Genomic DNA, 21200 nt, shown 5'->3' with positions numbered 1-21200 from the left:
CTTAATTTTGCTCGTATTGTCCGTTAACAACCGTCGCTTTTACATTGAAGTCACGATCGAAAATGGTCAGGTTAGCTACCATTCCTTTTCGAACTCGGCCAAGACGCTCCTCAACACCGATTGCGGTTGCTGGGTAAAGCGTAGCCATTCGTAGAGCTTCTTCTAAAGCGATGCCTGCGTGCTCAACTGAATTCTGAACTGCTTCAATCATAGTCAGAGCTGAGCCGCCTAGTGTGCCATTTTCATCAACACACTTACCATCTCGGTAATATACTTTCTTACCGACAAAAATAAAGTGATCAATGTTAGCACCTGCTGGAGCTGTGGCATCCGTCACCAAAACAAGCTTTTCGCCTTTGATTTTATGAGCGATTCGGATGTTTGCGTAATCAACGTGAAAACCATCAGCGATGATACCAGCGTAGACTTCAGGGGTGTCATAAATCGCACCAACTACGCCTGGTTCACGACCAACCATCGGTGTCATCGCGTTGAATAGGTGAGTTGCGAATGTGATGCCTGCATCGAAACCTTGGCGAGCTTCTGCATAAGTTGCATTCGTGTGACCGATAGAAACAACAATGCCAGCTGCTTTCAAGCGTGCAATGTGCTCAGGATCATTTTGTTCTGGTGCAAGCGTTACTTTCGCGATGATGTCTGCGTTAGCACAGATTAGATCGATCATACCGTCATCAGAAGGGCGGATGAAGTCAACGCTATGAATACCTTTTTTCGCTACGTTAAGGTACGGACCTTCAAGATGCAGACCTAGCGATTGGTTTTGGTATTTGTTGTGGTACTCGCGAGCAGCAGTGATAGCAGCACGCATATCTTCGTCTGAAGATGTGATTAGGGTAGGTAGGAAGCTTGTACAACCCGACTTTAGGTTAGCTTCATGCATGATCTGCATTGTTTCTGGTGTGATTTCGTCGTTAAGCATCACACCACCACAGCCATTTAGCTGTAGGTCGATAAAACCAGGGCTTAGATTAGCACCGTCCAGGTCTTTTACTTCAATACCTTCTGGTAGTTGAGTCACTGGTACAACTGATTGAATCTGGTCATTGTCGATGATGACAGCATGATCGGTAAGAACATCACTACCGGTATAGATTTTACAGTTACTTAGCGCGTACATAGTCAGCTAGTCCTTATAGATGAGAATTCATTTTCTGTCCCGTTATCTAACTGGTGACTCTATGAGTCAGGCTGGTACTTAGTTTGTATCACTGAATTAGATAACGAGTCACATACAGCAAGTCGCGTTTTATCGATGTCATTATCAGAGTAACTAACTGAAAAATAATAAATGAATTAGTTTTTATGATTGTTTTCCAGAGCGAAGTTACTGCGAATCATCTGTAGAGATACCAAAATAACACTGATTCTGTCTTGCATAAAGTACGAGAATCTTATCTCTAAAACGCCATTTTTTCGTATAATAAAATAAGTTTTATGATCTCGCTAGCAAAAACCTTCTGAATGACCAATTTCTGGTGATTATGATCACAAACAATGAGGTTTTAATTTGCGGAGCAAAATTAATATCATAAACTGATAGCGACTAAATTGAACGACTGAAATAAGTCATTCAACAAAACATAAAATCCTATAGGGGGAACTTAAGGTGAATATTCTTGGATACGCGCAGAAGTTAGGTAAAGCTCTTATGCTTCCTATCGCAACGCTTCCAGTTGCAGCGCTTTTACTACGTTTGGGTCAGCCTGACCTTTTAGATATTGCGTTTATGGCATCTGCTGGTAATGCAATCTTTAGTCAACTTCCACTACTATTCGGTCTAGGTATCGCGATTGGTCTTTCTAAAGACGGTCAAGGTGCTGCAGGTCTAGCTGGTGCAGTTGCTTACTTCGTTCTTACTGCGACAGCAGCAACGATCGATGCAAGCGTTAACATGTCATTCTTCGGCGGTATCATTGCAGGTATCATCGCTGGTCACTCTTACAACGCTTTCCACGCTACTCGTCTACCTGAGTGGTTGGCATTCTTCTCTGGCAAACGTCTAGTACCAATCATGGCGGGTCTATTCTCGCTAGTTGCTGGTGCAATTGCTGGTGTTGTATGGCCAACAATCCAAGGCGGTCTTGACGCGTTAGCGCACGCAGTTTCTACTTCTGGTGCTATCGGTCAATTCGTATACGGTACGCTTAACCGTGCACTAATCCCTGTAGGTCTACACCACGTACTAAACTCGTACTTCTGGTTCGGTATGGGTACGTGTCAAGAAGTTCTAGTATCTGGCGCAACAGCGGCGGGTCAAGCGCTTCCTGCTCTACAACAGCTTTGTGTTGACCCAGCTCTAGCTAAGACTCTTGTTGCTGGTCAAACTCACACATTCGAATTCGCTAACTCTGTAACTCCAGAAATCACAGCAACAGTTAAAGAAGTAACTGAAACTCTGAAATCTGGTGACCTACACCGCTTCTTCGGCGGCGATAAGAGCGCTGGTGTATTCATGAACGGTTTCTTCCCTGTAATGATGTTCGGTCTACCTGGTGCAGCACTTGCTATGTACCTGGCAGCTCCGGTTGAGAAGCGCAGCCAAGTTGGTGGTGCACTATTCTCAGTAGCATTCTGTTCATTCCTAACAGGTATCACTGAACCTCTAGAGTTCATGTTCGTGTTCCTAGCTCCTGCTCTATACGCTATCCACGCTGTATTTACAGGTCTATCTCTAGTACTTGCAAACATGCTTGGCACGCTACACGGCTTTGGTTTCTCTGCAGGTCTAATCGACTTCGTACTGAACTACGGTCTAGCAACTAAGCCTCTAGTACTACTTGCTCTAGGTTTGGCTTTCGGTGCTCTATACTTCTTCACATTCAGCTTCGCAATCCGCGCTTTCAACCTGAAATCGCCAGGTCGTGAAGATGACGAAGATGAAACATCTGCAGCTCCTGCTGGTGATGCAGCAAAAGGTGACCTAGCTCGCCAATACCTAAAAGCGCTAGGTGGTCACGACAACCTAACTTCAATCGACGCGTGTATCACTCGTCTACGTCTAACACTTAAGGATCGCTCTGTTGCAGACGAAGCAGTACTTAAGAAATTAGGCGCGAAAGGTGTTGTTAAGCTAGGCGAAAACAACCTTCAAGTTATCCTTGGTCCTCTTGCAGAAATCGTTGCTGGTGAAATGAAAGCAATCGGTGCAGGTGAAGACCTATCAGATGTAAAACTTCCTTAATTACATCTTAATGACTCTCTATAAAGACCTCCTTCGGGAGGTCTTTTTTTGTTTATACGGATTTAATATGCTGCGCTTTCAAGCGAAGAACAGAAATATTCCCGTTTTAACGACGGTTCTTGTTGTCTAATCGCTAAGAATTGTGGATCATTAGGAACAATGCACTCTGTAAACCGAGTAAGGCTACGGAGTACTGTTTTCTCTGACAATACTAATATTTTTGAGGTGCTATAGATGAGTGAAGCTGATGCTCGTCCATCAAACTTTATTCGCCAGATCATTGATAAAGATCTAGCGGATGGTAAACACACTAGCGTGCATACTCGATTCCCGCCGGAGCCAAATGGCTACCTGCATATCGGTCATGCTAAGTCTATCTGTTTGAACTTCGGTATTGCTCAGGACTACCAGGGCCAATGTAACTTACGTTTCGACGATACAAACCCTGAAAAAGAAGACATCGAATACGTTGAGTCTATCAAGAAAGATGTAAACTGGTTGGGCTTCGAGTGGGATGGTGAAGTATGTTACTCATCAAACTACTTCGACAAGCTTTACGAATATGCAATTGAATTGATTAATAAAGGCTTAGCGTACGTTGATGAGCTAAGTCCTGAGCAGATTCGTGAATACCGCGGTACGCTAACGGCTCCGGGTAAACCAAGCCCATACCGTGATCGTCCAATCGAAGAAAACCTAGCGCTATTTGAAAAAATGCGTGCAGGTGAGTTCGAAGAAGGTAAAGCGTGTTTACGTGCGAAGATCGATATGGGTTCTTCATTCATGGTAATGCGTGATCCAGTTATCTACCGTGTACGTTTTGCGACTCACCACCAGACTGGTGATAAGTGGTGCATTTACCCAATGTACGACTTCACTCACTGTATCTCTGATGCGCTAGAGGGCATTACGCACTCTATTTGTACTCTAGAGTTCATGGATAACCGTCGTCTGTACGACTGGGTTTTAGACAACATCACGATTGATTGTCGTCCACACCAGTACGAATTCAGCCGCCTAAACCTTGAATACACAGTGATGTCTAAGCGTAAGCTAAACCAACTAGTGACTGAGAAATTGGTTGATGGTTGGGACGACCCACGTATGCCTACAGTGTCTGGTTTGCGTCGTCGTGGCTTCACATCAGCATCTATTCGTGAATTCTGTAAGCGCATCGGCGTAACGAAGCAAGAGAACATGATTGAGTTCGGTTCACTAGAATCTTGTATTCGTGACGATCTAAACGAAAACGCACCACGTGCGATGGCTGTTCTAGATCCAGTTAAGATCGTTATCGAGAACTTCGAAGCAGGCGCGGTAGAGACGCTGACTGTTGCTAACCATCCAAACAAACCTGAGATGGGTGAGCGTGAAGTGCCATTCACTCGTGAAGTTTGGATCGAGCGCGAAGACTTCCGTGAAGAAGCAAACAAGAAATACAAGCGTCTTGTTCTAGGTAAAGAAGTTCGTCTACGTGGCGCATACGTGATCAAGGCTGAACGCATCGAAAAAGACGCAGAAGGTAACATCACGACAATCTTCTGTACTTACGATGCTGAAACGCTAGGTAAGAACCCTGCAGATGGCCGTAAAGTGAAAGGCGTAATTCACTGGGTATCAGCAGACAAAGCATTGCCTGCAGAAATCCGCATGTACGATCGTTTGTTCACAGTACCAAACCCAGCGGCTGCGGATGACTTTGCTGCGACAATCAACCCAGAATCACTAGTGGTTCTAAACGGTTTTGTTGAGCCAAGCCTAGTAAACGCAGAAGCGGAAACAGGTTATCAGTTTGAGCGTATGGGTTACTTCTGTGCAGATTCAAAAGACTCTTCAGCAGAGAACCTAGTATTCAACCGTACGGTTGGTCTACGTGATACTTGGGCGAAAATCGAGAACCAATAATCTCAATCCTTCGCTAATAAAAATGCCAGCATCATTGCTGGCATTTTTGTTTGTTATTCCAATCTAGTTGGTTTTGATGTCGTGACGCTGCCTGTTTTTGAGTCATACCATATGACGAAGCTAGAGTTATCAGGATTGCGATCGTAACCTTTTTTAGTAAAGGTATAATAACAAACAGATTGGTGGGATTCTTTGTCTTGGACTCGTCGGGTAATAAAATCAAACCTATCGTTCGCGTTACGATTATTTGATAGAGAGTATTCGTTGCCGAGTAAAGCTTGCCACACGGCAATACAACCAGCATTCCCTTGTCCTATGTTATACGGGTTGCCAATCACGCCATTTCTGTTGCCCTTGTTAGTGCCAAGCGGAAAGCCAAACTCATTTACATCCAGTTCGCCACCACCATATCCATCGATATCTGTTTGAGCTTCCTGTGTTCCACCATTGACTAACCATTGGCTTTGGGTAAATCGCACGCCTGTTTCGAATTGGTCAGCGATGGATTCCATTTTTGCTTGATACGCATCGTCTTGGAGGTTTAAAAAACGGGGAGCTGCAACAACAGCTAGGATGCCGAGAATGACGATCGCAATGATAAGTTCTAGTAGGGTAAAGCCTTGAGGGTTCCTTCTCTTCATTGCTCTTCTCCATAAAAAAACGTCAGCCTTAGCTGACGTTTTACTATGTTTATCAATAAAAAGAAATACTTCTTATTTTACAGGTTTGTGTGCGTCTGGATTATCTTTGCAAGAACCGTCGCTGCATTTGCCGTATAGGTATAAGCTGTGGTTAGTCAACGTCACGTTGTACTTAGCGGCGATTTCTTTTTGACGTTGCTCAATAACATCGTCAGAAAATTCAATAACTTCACCACAATCCAGACAAACAAGGTGGTCGTGGTGGTGTTGCGTTGATAATTCAAAAACTGATTTGCCGCCCTCAAAGTGGTGACGAGTTACAATACCAGCATCATCGAATTGGTTGAGTACACGATAAACGGTTGCAAGACCAATCTCTTCACCGAGATCAATCAGCTTTTTGTACAAATCTTCAGCACTGATGTGCTGGCAGTCTGGCTGCTGAAGTACTTCTAGAATTTTTAGCCTCGGAAGGGTTACTTTTAAGCCCGCATCCTTCAGCGCCTGATTATTGTCTGACATATACTTTCCCGTTGGATCATCTGCAGCGATTTAACAGAATTCAATATTCCTACCATTATAGGCGAAGCGTTCGAAACATTAAACCACGAACTTCAAAGGGTTAATAGATTCTTTTTGTAAATTAGAAACAGGTCGATTATATTACAGATCAGACCAGTTACAAATTGATAACATCAGAATCGCAAAGACATGGAAAGTTATGAATAAGCGACTTGCTAAGATATATAAACCGGGAATTGTGAAATTTGCGCTCAATATTTGGCCGCCATTTTGGGGGGCGGGTATTAAAATCTTACATATTTCTGAAGACTTTCGAACGGTTAAAGTACGTTTGAAGTTGAGATGGTGGAATAAAAACGCCAATCGCACTCAATATGGAGGGAGCATTTTTTCCCTGACGGATCCTATCTACTCGCTGATGCTCATGGGTATTCTACGTGAAGAATATTATGTATGGGACAAAGAGGCGAGCATCAACTTTATCAAGCCAGGACAAAGTGATTTGTTTGCTGAATTTGAGGTGACGGAAGGAATGCTGGACGACATCTATCAGATGACGCGCAATGGAGAAAAATGTTTCCCTGAGTTTATTACCCACGTCAAAGATAAGGAAGGCAATGTGGTCTCTGAAGTTCAGCGCAAATTGTATGTACGCAAGAAACCACAATTCCGCGAAGAAGAAATTGCTACTGAGGTATCTTGATTACCACATACAAAAAGACCTCCAGAGTGGAGGTCTTTTTAATGAATGCTTTTAATTAGCCTTCAAGCTCAGCTAGGCACATCTCTTCGTAGATTTGCTTAACCCAGTTTTCAACACGTTCATCAGTAAGTTCTGGTTGACGGTCTTCATCGATACATAGACCTACAAACTGGCTATCATCACCTTCTACAAGTGCTTTAGATGCTTCGAACTCGTAACCTTCAGTTGAAGTGTGACCCAGAATAGTACCACCTTTCGCTTCAACGATATCACGTACTGTACCCATTGCATCACAGAAGTACTCTGCGTAATCTTCTTGGTCACCACAACCGAAGATAGCAACTAGCTTTGTCGAGAAGTCGATTTGCTCAAGTTCAGGGAAGAAGTCATCCCAGTCACATTGTGCTTCGCCGTAGTACCAAGTCGGAATACCTAGAAGCAGAAGATCAAAGTTATCAATGTCTTCTTTGCTGCTTTTTGCGATGTCTTGAACGTGAACTAGTTGTTTACCTAGTTGCTTTTGAATCATCTTTGCAACGGCTTCAGTATTACCTGTGTCGCTACCGAAGAAGATACCTACACTTGCCATAGAGTCTATACCTTTACATTGTTTGTTACTGGCTATGGGATAGAGAGCTTAACCGAGCCCTGTGCCTTCCCAACTGAGCTGAATCAGACCTTTCGCAATGAAGCCAGCGCAGCCAAGGAAAAGAACCAACCACACAATACGACGACCGAAAACAGGTACGTTACCTTGTTTTAGTACATCTTTTATTGCCATCCCGATGAAAAAGAAGATAGCAGCAAAAAGAAGATCGAGCCCGATCGACTCGAGCATGTCCATATAGTCGTATAGCATTGTCGTCCTTCATGCCAAAAATTCTTGGGCGCACTATACCACTGTTAAACCGTAAAGTTAATGCACAACAAGAAGGGTTATTTCAATAATCTGGCGTTGTTTTCCGAATTTGTTAACTGGAAATATATTTCCTGATCACCCGCATAACTTCTGCTGGTTTTTCTGCATGTAACCAGTGTCCTGTGTTAGCAATAATGTGCGCTTTTGCATTGTTAAACTGACGCTTAACTGCAGGCTGGTGCTCTGGCATCAAGTAGTCGGAATCGCCGCCTTTAACAAATAGAGTTGGAATGTCGGTGGGTGCGATGTCGTTCCAACCGATGATGTTGTCGTAGTTGTTCAGTAAGCCCGTGACGTTAAAACGCCAATCCATTTTGTTCCCGTTTTTATATAGGGACTTTGACAAGAATTGTCTGACTCCATCCATCTCGATGTGTTGAGCGAGAATATCCATAGTTTGTTGTCGATTGGCTGGTTGTTCCTCGATTACTGCTCGCAAGCCATTAAATACATTGTCATGACGGTTGGTTTGATAAGCCACAGGAGCCATGTCTAATACAATCAGCTGTTTGACGAATTCAGGTGCGACATCTGCGAGTTTCATCGCTACTTTGCCACCCATTGAGTGACCAATAACTAACGCTGGCTCGATGTTTAAATGGTGAAGTAAATCAGCAACATCTTGTGCCATCACTTCGTAATTGTGTGTATCTGAATGGAAAGAAAGACCATGATTTCGGAGATCAATGCTGATCACTGAGTGATCTTGAACGAGATCGCGAGCCAGTAAACCTAGATTACTGAAACTGCCAAATAATCCATGAATCAAAACAACCGTTTGGCCTTGCCCTTCCTGCTTATAGTTGAGTAATGCTGACATTTTATCTTATTCGTGATGGGTTTAACGTGGAGTATCCGCGAGGATCTCGTTATAATCCCCCAGAGTTTAAACATTGAGAATGTGAAAAGCGAATGAAAACAATTGAGGTTGATGAGGATCTATACCGTTACATTGCAGGTCAAACCAAGCATATCGGTGAAAGCGCCTCGGATATTTTACGACGCCTTTTGAACCTTGATGGTCAGTTGCAGGAAGCAGTCGTTGCACCTGTAGTAGAAAAGCCACAAGGGATTGTAGTAAGTAAAGATGCAGGTAAAGCAGAATCAGTAGATACCGTAAAAGAGATGCGTTCTCTACTTATCTCTGATGAGTTTGCTGGTCTTAAGAAAGCGATTGATCGCTTCATGTTGGTACTATCAACCTTACACAAACTAAATCCAGAGAGTTTCTCCCAAGCGACAAAAGTGAAGGGACGCAAACGTGTTTACTTTGCTGATAACGAAGAGACTCTACTAGCAAATGGTAACACTACCAAACCTAAAGCAATTCCTGGTACGCCATTTTGGGTAATCACTAACAACAACACCAGTCGTAAACGACAAATGGTGGAGCAGGTGATGACGCACATGGAATTCCAGCCTGACTTAATAGAGAAAGTAACAGGTTCAATCTAAGAAACCTGATAGAAGCCTCATAATGTGTAGCGTGTAGCGGATATTATGAGGCTTTTTTGATTTTATTTGTATTTAAAGAAAGGATGTCAAACATGGCTATGCACCCTCGTGCTGGGCAAAAAGCGCAGCAGGAAGATCTTCACAATATCCCAGCACTCGTTGCTAATTACTTCTTACTTCAGCCAGATGCAACTAATGCAGAACATAAAGTTCAATTTGGTACTTCTGGTCATCGCGGTACTGCAGACAAACACACTTTTAACGAAAACCACATCTTAGCGATTGCTCAAGCGGTAGCGGAAGTTCGTGCAGAACAAGGCACAACGGGTCCATTGTTTGTGGGTAAAGACACTCACGCGCTTTCTGAGCCTGCTTTTTCAAGTGTGGTTGAAGTATTGATTGCAAACGGTGTACAAGTGATTGTGCAGCAAGACAACGGCTACACACCAACGCCGGGTATTTCTCATGCGATCCTGACTTACAACATCAAGCACGATGATAAGGCAGATGGCATCGTGATCACACCATCTCACAACCCACCACAAGACGGCGGTATCAAATACAATCCGACTCACGGTGGTCCTGCAGAAGCTGAACTGACTCAAGCGATCGAAGATCGTGCAAATGCGCTAATTGCCGAAGGTCTACAAGGTGTTAAACGCTTACCTCTAGCAGAAGCAAAAGCATCGGATCTGTTTGTAGAGATGGACTTGGTGAAACCGTACATCGATGACCTAGTTAATGTTATCGATATGGAAGCAATCCAAAAAGCAAACTTGAAAATTGGTGTTGATCCATTGGGTGGTAGCGGTATTGATTACTGGCGTCAAATTGGTCAGGTGTACAACCTAGACCTAACGCTAGTAAGTGAAGCGATTGATCCTTCTTTCCAATTCATGTCTCTCGATAAAGATGGCGTTGTACGTATGGATTGTTCTTCTCCTTACGCAATGGCTGGTCTATTGGCATTGAAAGATGAATATGATTTAGCTTTTGGTAATGACCCTGACTACGACCGTCACGGTATCGTTACGCCAAAAGGTTTGATGAACCCGAACCACTTCTTAGCGGTTTGTATTGACTACCTATACCGTCATCGCGATGCGTGGGGCAAAGATGTTGCTGTTGGTAAAACGCTAGTATCAAGTGCTCTTATTGACCGTGTTGTGGCTGATTTAGGTCGTGAACTGTGCGAAGTACCAGTCGGTTTCAAATGGTTTGTTGATGGTCTATACACTGGTAAGTTCGGCTTCGGCGGTGAAGAAAGTGCTGGTGCGTCTTTCCTTCGTAAAGATGGTACGCCTTGGTCAACAGACAAAGATGGCATCTTGTTATGTCTTCTAGCGGCAGAGATCACTGCGGTAACGGGTAAGAACCCGCAAGATTACTATGAGGAGCTAGCTGCGAAGCATGGTGAGTCTAAGTACAACCGTATTCAAGCTGTAGCGAATGGTCCGCAAAAAGACGTACTGAAGAAGCTTTCACCTGAAATGGTAGCGGCTGAAACACTAGCAGGCGATGCAATCACTGCTCGTCTAACGCACGCTCCTGGTAACGGCGCTGCAATTGGTGGTCTTAAAGTCACGACCGCTAATGGTTGGTTCGCAGCTCGTCCATCAGGCACTGAAGACATCTACAAAATTTACTGTGAAAGCTTCAAAGGTGAAGAGCACCTAAAACAAATCGAAGCTGAAGCACAAGAAATCGTTAATCAAGTATTTGCAGCCGCTGGTTTGTAACTTAAGCGATTATTGTTTGAAAGGGTCGACTTTGTGTCGACCCTTTTTTGTTTGTGAAGAGGTAATGCTTCGCTTCAAGATTCGAAGGAGCCTCGCTTGGAGAGGCGAGCAAAAAGAAAGGGAGCCCAACTCGTTCGTTTCTCCCTTGTGAAGGTGATGAACTGGATATACTGGACCTCGGCAGCGTCATTCTCGAAAGCGGCGAAAGGTTGTGGTCGAGAATCTTTCTTATAACCGGAAATGTCGAGATTAGCTCGTTGAAAGAACTTGCCCCTAAAAAGACAAAATAAAATGTCTTTCGTTTTTAATTGGGCCACGTATCCGGTACAACAAACCAAAACTGACCGTCCTTTGTCTGCGCGTGAACAAACCTATCAGATGGTTTGTCGATTGGATCCAAGAATTCCTCATTACCAGTTGCCCAGAGCGGTTTAGGAAGTGCGTAAAGTGGCTGTTTAATTTGTTCCCATTGGCTTTGATAACACCAGAAACCAGATATTTGTGTAAGGTCTAATTCATAACCTAAACAGGTTGTAGGGATAGACTCTTTTGAAAAAGGGTTTACGTACAGACGTCCCTGCATCAGTAAATGTTCACTCGGTTCATTGTTTAACGGTAGTTGCTGACGAAACTCTTCCCTTTGGCTCATTTTTAGCTGGTGGTTGAGCATGCGTTCGAGCTTTTCGTGCAGTTGGTCGTGAGCATTCGGTCCATACCAAACGCCTTGATGAAGTAAGTAGAATTTAATTGCGACTTCCCAATGCTCATGTTGATTACTTTCTACGTCTTTTAAGATCAGATCGACAGCACCAATGGTTCGCCCTGTGGCGTCATTTAATTGAATCTCTTCAGCAACCAGTTCATAACGAGGCGAACAGGTTAGCAACTTGGTGCAAAGGTACTGATACAGAAAACCAAGGCGAGGGTTTCCATCATATTTTTCATTGTCTGGCAGAGCCTGCGTCTGAATATCTTTGACAGTGACAAAAGGGGACTTAAGTTTGAAAAGTGGAGGGGTGTTAGCAATCCATTGTTGGAAACGTTGTAGTGAATTCATCCATTATCCTTGTTGTCACGGGTAAAGCCTTTCTATTGTATCTAAATTTGTTTGAGTTGGGGATGTCACAACTGGCATCTGGGTTGCGGTTCGATATACACTTTGCTCAAGCCACAAGTATTGGAAGTAATAATGAATAATTTACAGTTGGAAAAGATCCTCAACGAGAAATTGTCGCCGCAACTTATCAAAGACTACGCGCCAAATGGAATGCAAGTAGAAGGTAAATCAGAAATCAAACGTATCGTAACTGGTGTCACTGCTTCACAAGCCTTGATCAATAAAGCCATCGAGTTGGAAGCTGATGCTCTGCTTGTGCATCATGGGTACTTTTGGAAAGGTGAACCAGAGCCTATTCGTGGTATGAAAGGTAAGCGCATTCGTAGTTTGATTAAAAACGACATCAACCTTTACGGCTACCACTTACCGTTAGATATTCACCCAGAACTCGGCAATAACGCTGAGCTTGCTCGTTTGTTGAATATCTCGGTTGAAGGTGGGTTAGAAGGTCACCCTCAGTCCGTGGCGATGTTTGGTCGTTTAAAACAAGCGATGACAGGTGCTGAGTTTGCGAACAAAATTAATCAAGTCCTAAACCGTGAACCTTTGCATATCGCACCTGAAAATGCAGACAAAATGATTGAGACCGTCGGTTGGTGTACTGGCGGTGGTCAAGATTTTATTGAGCTTGCCGCTCAGCACGGATTAGATGCGTTTATTTCGGGTGAGATCTCAGAACGAACAACTTACACTGCTCGTGAGTTAGACATTCATTATTTCTCTGCGGGTCACCATGCTACAGAACGTTACGGTATTAAGGCGTTGGGTGAATGGTTGGCGCAAGAGCACGGGTTAGATGTCACGTTTATCGATATTGATAATCCAGTATAGACGGGACGGACTTCATCCTTCGTGATACGGGGACGCTCTGCTTTCTAAACAGAGAGAAAGAGCAGATCCCCAACTCACTTGTGCCTCGCTCATAAAGAAGACGAAAACTCTGAAGTCTTCACGACGTCATCTCCGATTGTGAGGTAGGAGCAACGTCAGGAATTTCTTGTGTAATAGCTGTAAGAGCGTAGAGAAATAGTCTCTCGATGCGACGCATTTCATAGAACGCTGCATGTTCTCATCTCTTCAAATAAAGAAAGGGTTGACGCTTTCACGTCAACCCCAACTCTTATCCGATTATCGATTCTAACGGTTATTCACGCTCGTGCAGTGGAGAGAACTCACGCTGAGTTTCACCTGTGTATAGCTGACGAGGACGACCGATTCGGTTTAGTGGGTCACTGTGCATTTCGTTCCAGTGAGCGATCCAACCGATAGTACGAGAAATCGCGAAGATTACCGTAAACATCGATACAGGAATGCCGATCGCTTTTAGAATGATACCTGAGTAGAAGTCTACGTTCGGGTAAAGCTTCTTAGACACGAAGTATTCGTCAGAAAGTGCAATACGCTCAAGCTCCATTGCTACGTCTAGTAGTGGATCTTTAATGTTTAGCTCTTTTAGAACTTCGTGACATGTTTCGCGCATAACTGTAGCGCGTGGATCGTAGTTTTTGTAAACGCGGTGACCAAAGCCCATTAGACGGAACGGGTCATCTTTGTCTTTTGCACGCTCAACGTACTCAGGAATGTTCTCTACACTGCCGATCTCTTCAAGCATCTTCAGACATGCTTCGTTTGCACCACCGTGTGCAGGACCCCATAGAGAAGCAATACCTGCGGCAATACATGCGAATGGGTTCGCTCCAGAAGAACCAGATAGACGAACGGTCGATGTTGATGCGTTTTGTTCGTGATCTGCGTGAAGCGTAAAGATTTTATCCATCGCACGAGCAACAACAGGGTTTACTTCGTATTCTTCACATGGGTTTGCGTACATCATGTGTAAGAAGTTTTCTGCGTAGCTTAGGTCGTTACGAGGGTAGATAAATGGCTGACCGATTGAGTACTTGTAACACATCGCCGCCAATGTTGGCATTTTCGATAGCAGACGGTACGCCGCAATTTCACGGTGTTCGTCGTTGTTGATATCTAGTGAATCGTGGTAGAAGGCCGCTAGTGCACCAACTACACCACACATTACTGCCATTGGGTGAGCGTCGCGACGGAAGCCATGGAAGAAGCTTGCGATTTGCTCGTGCACCATTGTATGGCGAGTAACCGTTGTTTTGAATTGCTCGTATTGCTCACGGGTAGGGGCTTCGCCATAAAGCAGGATGTAACATACTTCCAAGTAATCTGCGTTATTGGCTAATTGGTCAATTGGGTAACCGCGGTGCAAAAGAATACCTTTGCCGCCGTCGATGTACGTGATTGACGATTCACAAGATGCAGTGGCAAGAAAACCTGGGTCAAAAGTAAAGTAACCATTGGCTCCCAGTTTACGAACATCAATCACAGGTGTACCTAGCGTACCGTCCATAATTGGCAGTTCGATCGGCGCATGACCTTCAACATGAAGGGTAGCTTTCTTATCCGCCATAACAATCTCCTTTGTTTATTATTTAATCCGTCCAGGATGTTTATGTGCCATTTTTGTACTGTTGTTAAAGCTTAAAGTCAATTTTTCTCCATTTTTGTGTGCACTTGTTATGATTTTTCTCATGAAAATCGTTAAAAATCTGTTCTATGTAGCATAATTTGTTACATCAATTGTATTAGAATGTTGCTAGCCGTATATTGGCACAGAAAATTTTAGTTAAATCCTTATAAATTCGGGGCTAGAAACAAAAGTGAGGTTTGTTTGTGGACTCCGGTTGTTAACAAAGTGTTTACAATTATCTCCGAGCTTATTGCGAGTATTTGTTAGTCAAATGTTAACTTTTGTACGTTTGGAAGCTGAAATTGGTTATAACAATAAATGCTCAATGGAGCTGAGTGAGCAAGCCCGTGAAAGAAAGAAAGTCAAGACCTGTTAATTTAGATTTACAGACCATCCGCTTTCCCATCACAGCAATCGCGTCAATCCTACACCGTGTATCTGGTGTGATTACGTTTGTTGCGGTGGGTATATTACTTTGGTTACTGTCCATTTCTCTGTCGTCCCCGATGGGTTTTATGGAAGCCGCTGACATTGTCGATAGCTTCTTCGTGAAATTCATTCTATGGGGCATTCTAACTGCACTTGCCTACCACATTGCTGGTGGTGTTCGTCACTTATTGATGGACCTAGGTCATTTCGAAGAACTCGATTCAGGCGCGATGAGCGCTAAAGTCGCATTTGGTGCAACTGCAGTGTTATCACTACTGGCGGGGATCTTGGTATGGTAAAACACGTTTCTTCATTTGGTCGTAATGGTGTTCACGATTTCTTATTGATTCGTGCTTCAGCCATCATTATGACGCTATACACGATTTATCTAGTGAGCTTCTGTGCTTTCTCAGATATCTCTTACGCATCTTGGACCCAATTCTTTGGTGGTACTTTCACCAAAGTTTTCACCATGTTGGCACTTGTTTCTATTCTGATTCACGCGTGGATTGGTTTATGGCAAGTCTTAACCGATTACATTAAGTGCTCGAAACTTCGCGGTGCACTTCAACTTGGTGTTATTGCCGTTCTGTTCGGCTATGTCTTCTCTGGTCTATTTATTCTGTGGGGTGCGTAAGTGTCTATTCCAGTTCGTGAGTTTGATGCCGTAGTAATCGGCGCTGGTGGTGCGGGCATGCGCGCTGCACTACAAATTTCGGAGCAAGGCTTATCATGTGCTTTGCTATCTAAAGTTTTCCCAACTCGTTCTCATACTGTATCCGCGCAGGGTGGTATTACAGTTGCGCTTGGTAACTCGCACAAGGACGATTGGCAATGGCATATGTACGATACGGTAAAAGGTTCTGATTACATCGGTGACCAAAATGCGATTGAGTACATGTGTAAAAATGGTCCTGAGTCAGTTATCGAACTAGAAAAAATGGGTCTTCCATTCTCTCGCTTTGATAACGGAACAATCTACCAACGTCCATTTGGTGGCCAGTCAAAAGAGTTTGGTGGTGAGCAAGCGGCTCGTACAGCAGCAGCGGCAGACCGTACTGGTCACGCACTTCTTCACACGCTCTACCAACAAAACGTAAAACACAAAACAACCATTTTCTCTGAATGGTACGCTCTAGATTTGGTGAAAAACCAAGACGGCGCGATCATGGGTTGTACGGCTATCTGTATGGAAACGGGTGAGATTTGTTACTTCAAATCGAAAGCAACCATCCTAGCAACAGGTGGTGCAGGCCGTATCTACGCGTCGACTACTAACGCGCACATCAATACTGGTGATGGTGTTGGTATGGCACTTCGCGCAGGCGTTCCAATGCAAGACATGGAAATGTGGCAGTTCCACCCAACGGGTATTGCTGGTGCAGGTGTTCTTGTTACAGAAGGTTGTCGTGGTGAAGGTGGTTACCTTCTAAATAAAGATGGCGAGCGCTTCATGGAGCGTTATGCGCCAAACGCGAAAGACCTTGCGGGTCGTGACGTAGTAGCTCGTTCTATGATGATTGAAATCCGTGAAGGTCGTGGTTGTGACGGTCCTTGGGGTCCACACATCAAGCTGAAATTGGATCACCTAGGTAAAGATGTTCTTGAGTCTCGTCTGCCTGGTATCTGTGAGCTTTCGCGTACATTCGCGCACGTTGATCCAGTTAAAGAGCCAATTCCAGTAATCCCAACTTGTCACTACATGATGGGTGGTGTTCCAACGCAAGTTTCAGGTCAAGCAATCAAACAGACTGCTGACGGTAATGATGTCGAAGTCCAAGGTCTATACGCTTGTGGTGAAATTGCTTCTGTATCGGTACACGGTGCAAACCGTCTGGGCGGCAACTCACTGCTTGATTTGGTGGTATTCGGTCGCGCAACAGGTCTACACCTTGGCGAAACACTGGCTGCACAAGCTGAAGCTCGTCCAGCAACAGAGTCTGACATCGAAGCTTCACTAGCGCGTACTATGCGTTGGGAGAACAGCACTGGTGGTGAAGACCCAGTTCAAATTCGTAAAGATCTACAATCTTGCATGCAAAACAGCTTCTCGGTATTCCGTGAAGGCGACGCAATGGCAACAGGTCTGGAAGAGTTGAAAGTGATTCGTGAGCGCCTAAAAGATGCACACCTAGCTGACAAGTCTTCTGAATTCAACACGCAACGTATTGAGTGTTTAGAGCTAGACAACTTGATGGAAACTGCATTCTCTACAGCAGTAGCGGCGAACTACCGTACTGAAAGCCGTGGCGCACATGCTCGCTTCGACTTCCCTGAGCGTGATGATGAAAATTGGCTATGCCACTCAATCTACAACCCGGAAACTGAAGCAATGACTAAGCGTGATGTGAATATGACGCCAACTCATCGTGAAGCTTTCCCTCCGAAAGTACGTACTTACTAAAGGGAGGATATGACTATGAAACTGAACTTCTCTTTATACCGTTACAACCCGGATGTAGACACAAAACCTTACATGAAAGACTACGTTCTTGAAGTGGAAGAAGGCTCAGACATGATGGTTCTGGACGCGCTGATTTTACTAAAAGAGCAAGATCCGAGCATTGCATTCCGTCGTTCATGTCGTGAAGGGGTATGTGGATCTGATGGTCTGAATATGAATGGTAAAAACGGTCTAGCGTGCATTACTCCGTTATCTGCGCTTCAAGGTGACAAGATTGTCATCCGACCGTTACCTGGCCTACCAGTAGTACGTGATCTTATCGTTGACATGACACAGTTCTACGATAACTATGCGAAAGTTAAGCCTTTCTTGATTGATGACGGTGCTCTACCACCATCGCGAGAGAACTTACAATCGCCAGATGAACGTGCGCATTTAGATGGATTGTATGAATGTATTATGTGTGCATGTTGTACAACTTCTTGTCCATCATTCTGGTGGAACCCAGATAAATTTATCGGCCCTGCTGGTCTCTTAGCGGCTTACCGTTGGCTAATTGATAGCCGAGATACAGCAACTGATGAACGTTTGTCCGATCTTGATGATGCATTTAGCGTTTTTCGTTGCCATGGCATCATGAATTGTGTAAGTGTTTGTCCTAAGGGGCTAAATCCTACGAAAGCCATCGGTCACATCAAGTCGATGCTGGTGAATCGTTCGATTTAATTAACAACAAAAATTGCCGACCCAAATGGGTCGGCTCTTAATAGCTCGGCGCAGACCGAAGCAAACGTGAAAACTACTGGTTAAGGGAAAATATGCACAACGGCGTGATGAAGGCATGGCTCGAGTCTTCACACTTGGCTGGCGCCAATGCAACGTATGTAGAGGACCTCTACGAACTGTATCTAAGTGATCCCGATCTGGTAAGTGAGGAGTGGAAACGCGTATTTGATGAGTTGCCTAAAAACTCAGAAGAAGTGGCAGAACAGCCGCATTCGCGTGTCCGTGACTACTTCCGACGACTCGCTCAAGAAACAAAGCATTACAGTGTCCAAGTTAGTGATCCAGATGTCGACGCTAAGCAAGTAAAAGTTCTACAGCTTATCAACGCATACCGCTTCCGCGGTCATGAAGCTGCTGAGCTTGATCCTCTAGGTCTATGGCAACGTCCACCTGTGGCGGAGCTAGACCCTGCATTCCACAATCTCACCGAAGATGACTTCGAAGAAACTTTCAACGTAGGTTCTTTTGCTATTGGGCAAGAAACCATGCAGTTGAAAGACATCTACTCAGCTCTGAAGAAAACGTACTGTGGTTCTATTGGTGCTGAATACATGCACATGACAGACACAGAACAGAAGCGTTGGATTCAGCAACGTTTAGAGTCTGTGGTTGGTCAGCCATCTTTCGATAAAACTGAAAAACGTACATTCCTTGAGGAGCTAACTGCTGCTGAAGGTCTTGAGCGTTACTTGGGTGCTAAGTTCCCAGGCGCTAAACGTTTCTCTCTAGAAGGTGGTGATGCACTAATTCCGATGACAAAAGAGCTGATTCGTCATGCTGGTAAGAGCGGCATGCGTGAAGTGGTTATCGGTATGGCTCACCGTGGACGTTTGAACATGCTAGTCAACGTTCTAGGTAAGAAGCCACAAGATTTGTTTGACGAGTTTGCAGGCAAACATGACGAAACATGGGGTACGGGTGACGTTAAGTACCACCAAGGTTTCTCTGCAGACTTTGCAACGCCAGGTGGCGATGTCCACTTAGCGCTAGCATTTAACCCATCTCACCTTGAGATTGTAAACCCAGTAGTTATCGGTTCGGTTCGTGCGCGTCAAGATCGCCTTGGTGATTTTGATGGTAGCCGCGTACTGCCAATCACTATTCACGGTGACTCAGCAATTGCAGGTCAGGGCGTGGTAGCAGAGACGTTTAACATGTCTCTAGCGCGTGGCTTCTGTGTCGGCGGTACGGTACGTATCGTTGTGAACAACCAAGTTGGTTTTACAACATCGAACCCTCGTGATACTCGCTCGACGATGTACTGTACTGATATTGCGAAGATGGTACAGGCTCCGATTTTCCACGTTAACGCTGACGACCCAGAAGCAGTTGCTTTTGTCACTCGTATTGCTCTGGATTACCGCAACGAGTTTAAGCGTGATGTTGTGATTGATTTGGTTTGTTACCGTCGTCATGGTCACAACGAAGCGGATGAGCCGAATGCGACTCAACCGTTGATGTACCAGAAAATCAAAAAGCACCCAACACCACGTAAGCTATACGCTGATGTATTGATCGATAAAAATGAATCAGACATTGAAGTTGCAACTCAGCTTGTGAATGAGTACCGCGACGCGCTTGATAAAGGTGAAGTTGTGGTGAAAGAGTGGCGTCCAATGGCTCTTCACTCTGTTGACTGGTCTCCGTATCTAGGTCACGACTGGGATGTTGAATGGGACAACAAATTTGATTCAACCCGCTTGAAAGAGCTTGGTCAACGCCTAATTCAATACCCGGATAGCCATAAGCTACAAAGCCGTGTAAACAAGCTTTACAACGATCGTGCTGCAATGATCAGTGGTGAGAAGCCATTAGATTGGGGTATGGCAGAGACACTTGCGTACGCTACCTTAGTTGACGATGGCAAGCGTATTCGTATCTCTGGTCAGGACTCAGGTCGTGGTACTTTCTTCCATCGCCACTCTGTTTTGCATAACCAAAACGATGCGAGCACTTACATCCCGCTAGCGAATATTCATGACAAACAAGGTCCATTCCAAGTCTTTGACTCTGTATTGTCAGAAGAAGCGGTACTGGCGTTTGAGTACGGTTACGCAACGGCAGAGCCAAGCGGTTTGACCATTTGGGAAGCACAATTTGGTGATTTCGCAAACGGTGCGCAAGTGGTGATCGACCAGTTCATTTCGTCGGGTGAGCAAAAATGGGCTCGTCTATGTGGTCTGACGATGCTGTTGCCACATGGTTATGAAGGTCAAGGTCCTGAGCACTCGTCAGCGCGTTTAGAACGTTACCTACAATTGTGTGCTGAACAAAACATGCAGGTTGTAGTGCCATCTACACCAGCACAGGTTTACCACATGATCCGTCGTCAGGTGGTGCGTCCAATGCGTCGTCCACTGATTGTTATGTCACCTAAGTCGCTACTGCGTCATCCACTTTGTACATCGTCTTTGGAAGATCTTTCTGAAGGTACATTCCAGCCAGCGATTCCAGAAATCGATAATCTGGAACCAAGCAAAGTGAAACGTGTTGTGTTCTGTTCGGGTAAGGTTTATTTCGACCTTCTAGAACAGCGTCGCAATAACGAACAAGATGATGTTGCTATTGTGCGTATTGAGCAGCTATACCCATTCCCGATGGAAGAAGTTCAAGCCGCTATTGAGCAATACACGAATGTTGAAGACTTTGTATGGTGTCAGGAAGAGCCTCAAAACCAGGGTGCTTGGTACTGTAGCCAACACAACTTCCGTGCTGCTATTCCAGCAGGCGCAGATCTTAAATACGCAGGTCGCCCAGCTTCTGCTTCGCCAGCAGTAGGCTACATGTCGGTGCACTTGAAACAACAAAAAGCGTTGGTTGAAGACGCTCTGAACGTGAACTCAAAAACTTCGAATTAAGAACTAGAAGTTAAAGGAAGAAACAG

The 21200-nt window shown here is 44.6% G+C and carries 19 protein-coding genes; 11 read left to right on the top strand and 8 right to left on the bottom strand.

Features of this window, described 5'->3' with window-relative positions; translation table 11 throughout:
• Position 1 precedes the first annotated feature (1 nt).
• On the bottom strand, positions 2-1138 hold the full coding sequence (gene nagA, locus VHA02S_RS12985) for an N-acetylglucosamine-6-phosphate deacetylase (RefSeq protein WP_005446394.1): 1137 nt from the start codon (positions 1136-1138) through the stop codon (positions 2-4).
• A 489-nt stretch (positions 1139-1627) separates the two neighbouring features.
• On the opposite strand from nagA, the gene nagE reads away from it, so the two are divergent.
• Together nagE and glnS are read left to right on the top strand one after the other, a co-directional pair.
• Positions 1628-3202, top strand: a complete 1575-nt coding sequence (nagE, locus tag VHA02S_RS12980; RefSeq protein ID WP_005446396.1) for an N-acetylglucosamine-specific PTS transporter subunit IIBC — start codon at positions 1628-1630, stop codon at positions 3200-3202.
• Between the two features lie 234 nt (positions 3203-3436).
• A complete protein-coding gene (gene glnS / locus VHA02S_RS12975; RefSeq protein WP_005446398.1) occupies positions 3437-5107 on the top strand; it encodes a glutamine--tRNA ligase in 1671 nt (556 codons plus the stop codon).
• A 53-nt stretch (positions 5108-5160) separates the two neighbouring features.
• Here glnS and VHA02S_RS12970 read toward each other — a convergent pair whose 3' ends face one another.
• Positions 5161-5748 (bottom strand): pilus assembly FimT family protein, encoded by a 588-nt coding sequence (locus VHA02S_RS12970; protein ID WP_005446400.1) that lies wholly within the window; start codon positions 5746-5748, stop codon positions 5161-5163.
• Positions 5749-5820: 72 nt separating this feature from the next.
• Positions 5821-6270: a ferric iron uptake transcriptional regulator FcrX gene (fcrX, locus tag VHA02S_RS12965; protein WP_005446402.1), complete on the bottom strand. Its 450-nt coding sequence runs from the start codon at positions 6268-6270 to the stop codon at positions 5821-5823.
• Positions 6271-6469: 199 nt separating this feature from the next.
• Between fcrX and VHA02S_RS12960 the strand changes: the two genes are divergently transcribed.
• A complete protein-coding gene (locus tag VHA02S_RS12960) occupies positions 6470-6973 on the top strand; it encodes a DUF4442 domain-containing protein (protein WP_005446404.1) in 504 nt (167 codons plus the stop codon).
• 55 nt (positions 6974-7028) lie between these two features.
• Here VHA02S_RS12960 and fldA read toward each other — a convergent pair whose 3' ends face one another.
• From fldA to VHA02S_RS12945, 3 genes are all read right to left on the bottom strand, one after another.
• Positions 7029-7562: a flavodoxin FldA gene (fldA, locus tag VHA02S_RS12955; protein WP_005446405.1), complete on the bottom strand. Its 534-nt coding sequence runs from the start codon at positions 7560-7562 to the stop codon at positions 7029-7031.
• Between the two features lie 48 nt (positions 7563-7610).
• Positions 7611-7832, bottom strand: a complete 222-nt coding sequence (locus VHA02S_RS12950) for a DUF2788 domain-containing protein (protein WP_005446406.1) — start codon at positions 7830-7832, stop codon at positions 7611-7613.
• A 112-nt stretch (positions 7833-7944) separates the two neighbouring features.
• Positions 7945-8712: an alpha/beta fold hydrolase gene (locus VHA02S_RS12945; protein ID WP_009698588.1), complete on the bottom strand. Its 768-nt coding sequence runs from the start codon at positions 8710-8712 to the stop codon at positions 7945-7947.
• 92 nt (positions 8713-8804) lie between these two features.
• On the opposite strand from VHA02S_RS12945, the gene seqA reads away from it, so the two are divergent.
• Positions 8805-9347, top strand: coding sequence for a replication initiation negative regulator SeqA (seqA, locus tag VHA02S_RS12940; RefSeq protein WP_005446408.1), 543 nt, complete (start codon positions 8805-8807; stop codon positions 9345-9347).
• Positions 9348-9439: 92 nt separating this feature from the next.
• The gene (gene pgm / locus VHA02S_RS12935) at positions 9440-11086 is read left to right on the top strand and encodes a phosphoglucomutase (alpha-D-glucose-1,6-bisphosphate-dependent) (protein WP_005446413.1); all 1647 of its coding nucleotides are present in this window, start codon (positions 9440-9442) and stop codon (positions 11084-11086) included.
• A 304-nt stretch (positions 11087-11390) separates the two neighbouring features.
• On the opposite strand, the gene VHA02S_RS12925 is transcribed toward pgm, so the two are convergent.
• Complete coding sequence (locus tag VHA02S_RS12925) at positions 11391-12143, bottom strand: DUF1853 family protein (protein WP_038898871.1); 753 nt, start codon at positions 12141-12143, stop codon at positions 11391-11393.
• Between the two features lie 132 nt (positions 12144-12275).
• On the opposite strand from VHA02S_RS12925, the gene VHA02S_RS12920 reads away from it, so the two are divergent.
• On the top strand, positions 12276-13034 hold the full coding sequence (locus VHA02S_RS12920) for a Nif3-like dinuclear metal center hexameric protein (RefSeq protein WP_005446417.1): 759 nt from the start codon (positions 12276-12278) through the stop codon (positions 13032-13034).
• Between the two features lie 313 nt (positions 13035-13347).
• On the opposite strand, the gene VHA02S_RS12915 is transcribed toward VHA02S_RS12920, so the two are convergent.
• Positions 13348-14637: a citrate synthase gene (locus tag VHA02S_RS12915; protein WP_005446419.1), complete on the bottom strand. Its 1290-nt coding sequence runs from the start codon at positions 14635-14637 to the stop codon at positions 13348-13350.
• Positions 14638-15032: 395 nt separating this feature from the next.
• Between VHA02S_RS12915 and sdhC the strand changes: the two genes are divergently transcribed.
• The 5 genes from sdhC (at position 15033) to sucA (ending at position 21174) form a co-directional block, all read left to right on the top strand.
• On the top strand, positions 15033-15425 hold the full coding sequence (gene sdhC / locus VHA02S_RS12910) for a succinate dehydrogenase cytochrome b556 subunit (protein WP_005446421.1): 393 nt from the start codon (positions 15033-15035) through the stop codon (positions 15423-15425).
• Positions 15419-15763 (top strand): succinate dehydrogenase, hydrophobic membrane anchor protein, encoded by a 345-nt coding sequence (gene sdhD, locus VHA02S_RS12905; RefSeq protein ID WP_005446422.1) that lies wholly within the window; start codon positions 15419-15421, stop codon positions 15761-15763. Before sdhC ends, sdhD begins: the two co-directional genes overlap by 7 nt.
• The gene (sdhA, locus tag VHA02S_RS12900) at positions 15764-17530 is read left to right on the top strand and encodes a succinate dehydrogenase flavoprotein subunit (RefSeq protein ID WP_009698584.1); all 1767 of its coding nucleotides are present in this window, start codon (positions 15764-15766) and stop codon (positions 17528-17530) included.
• Between the two features lie 15 nt (positions 17531-17545).
• A complete protein-coding gene (locus VHA02S_RS12895) occupies positions 17546-18256 on the top strand; it encodes a succinate dehydrogenase iron-sulfur subunit (protein ID WP_005446424.1) in 711 nt (236 codons plus the stop codon).
• 92 nt (positions 18257-18348) lie between these two features.
• Entirely contained in the window at positions 18349-21174 is a 2826-nt protein-coding gene (gene sucA, locus VHA02S_RS12890; protein ID WP_009698583.1) for a 2-oxoglutarate dehydrogenase E1 component, read from the top strand.
• Positions 21175-21200: the final 26 nt, after the last annotated feature.

The organism is Vibrio harveyi NBRC 15634 = ATCC 14126 = KCTC 12724 (assembly GCF_001591145.1).
Taxonomy (GTDB): Bacteria; Pseudomonadota; Gammaproteobacteria; order Enterobacterales; family Vibrionaceae; genus Vibrio; species Vibrio harveyi.
Note: the sequence above shows the minus strand (reverse complement) of the source record. Positions and strands in the feature narration are given on the sequence as shown.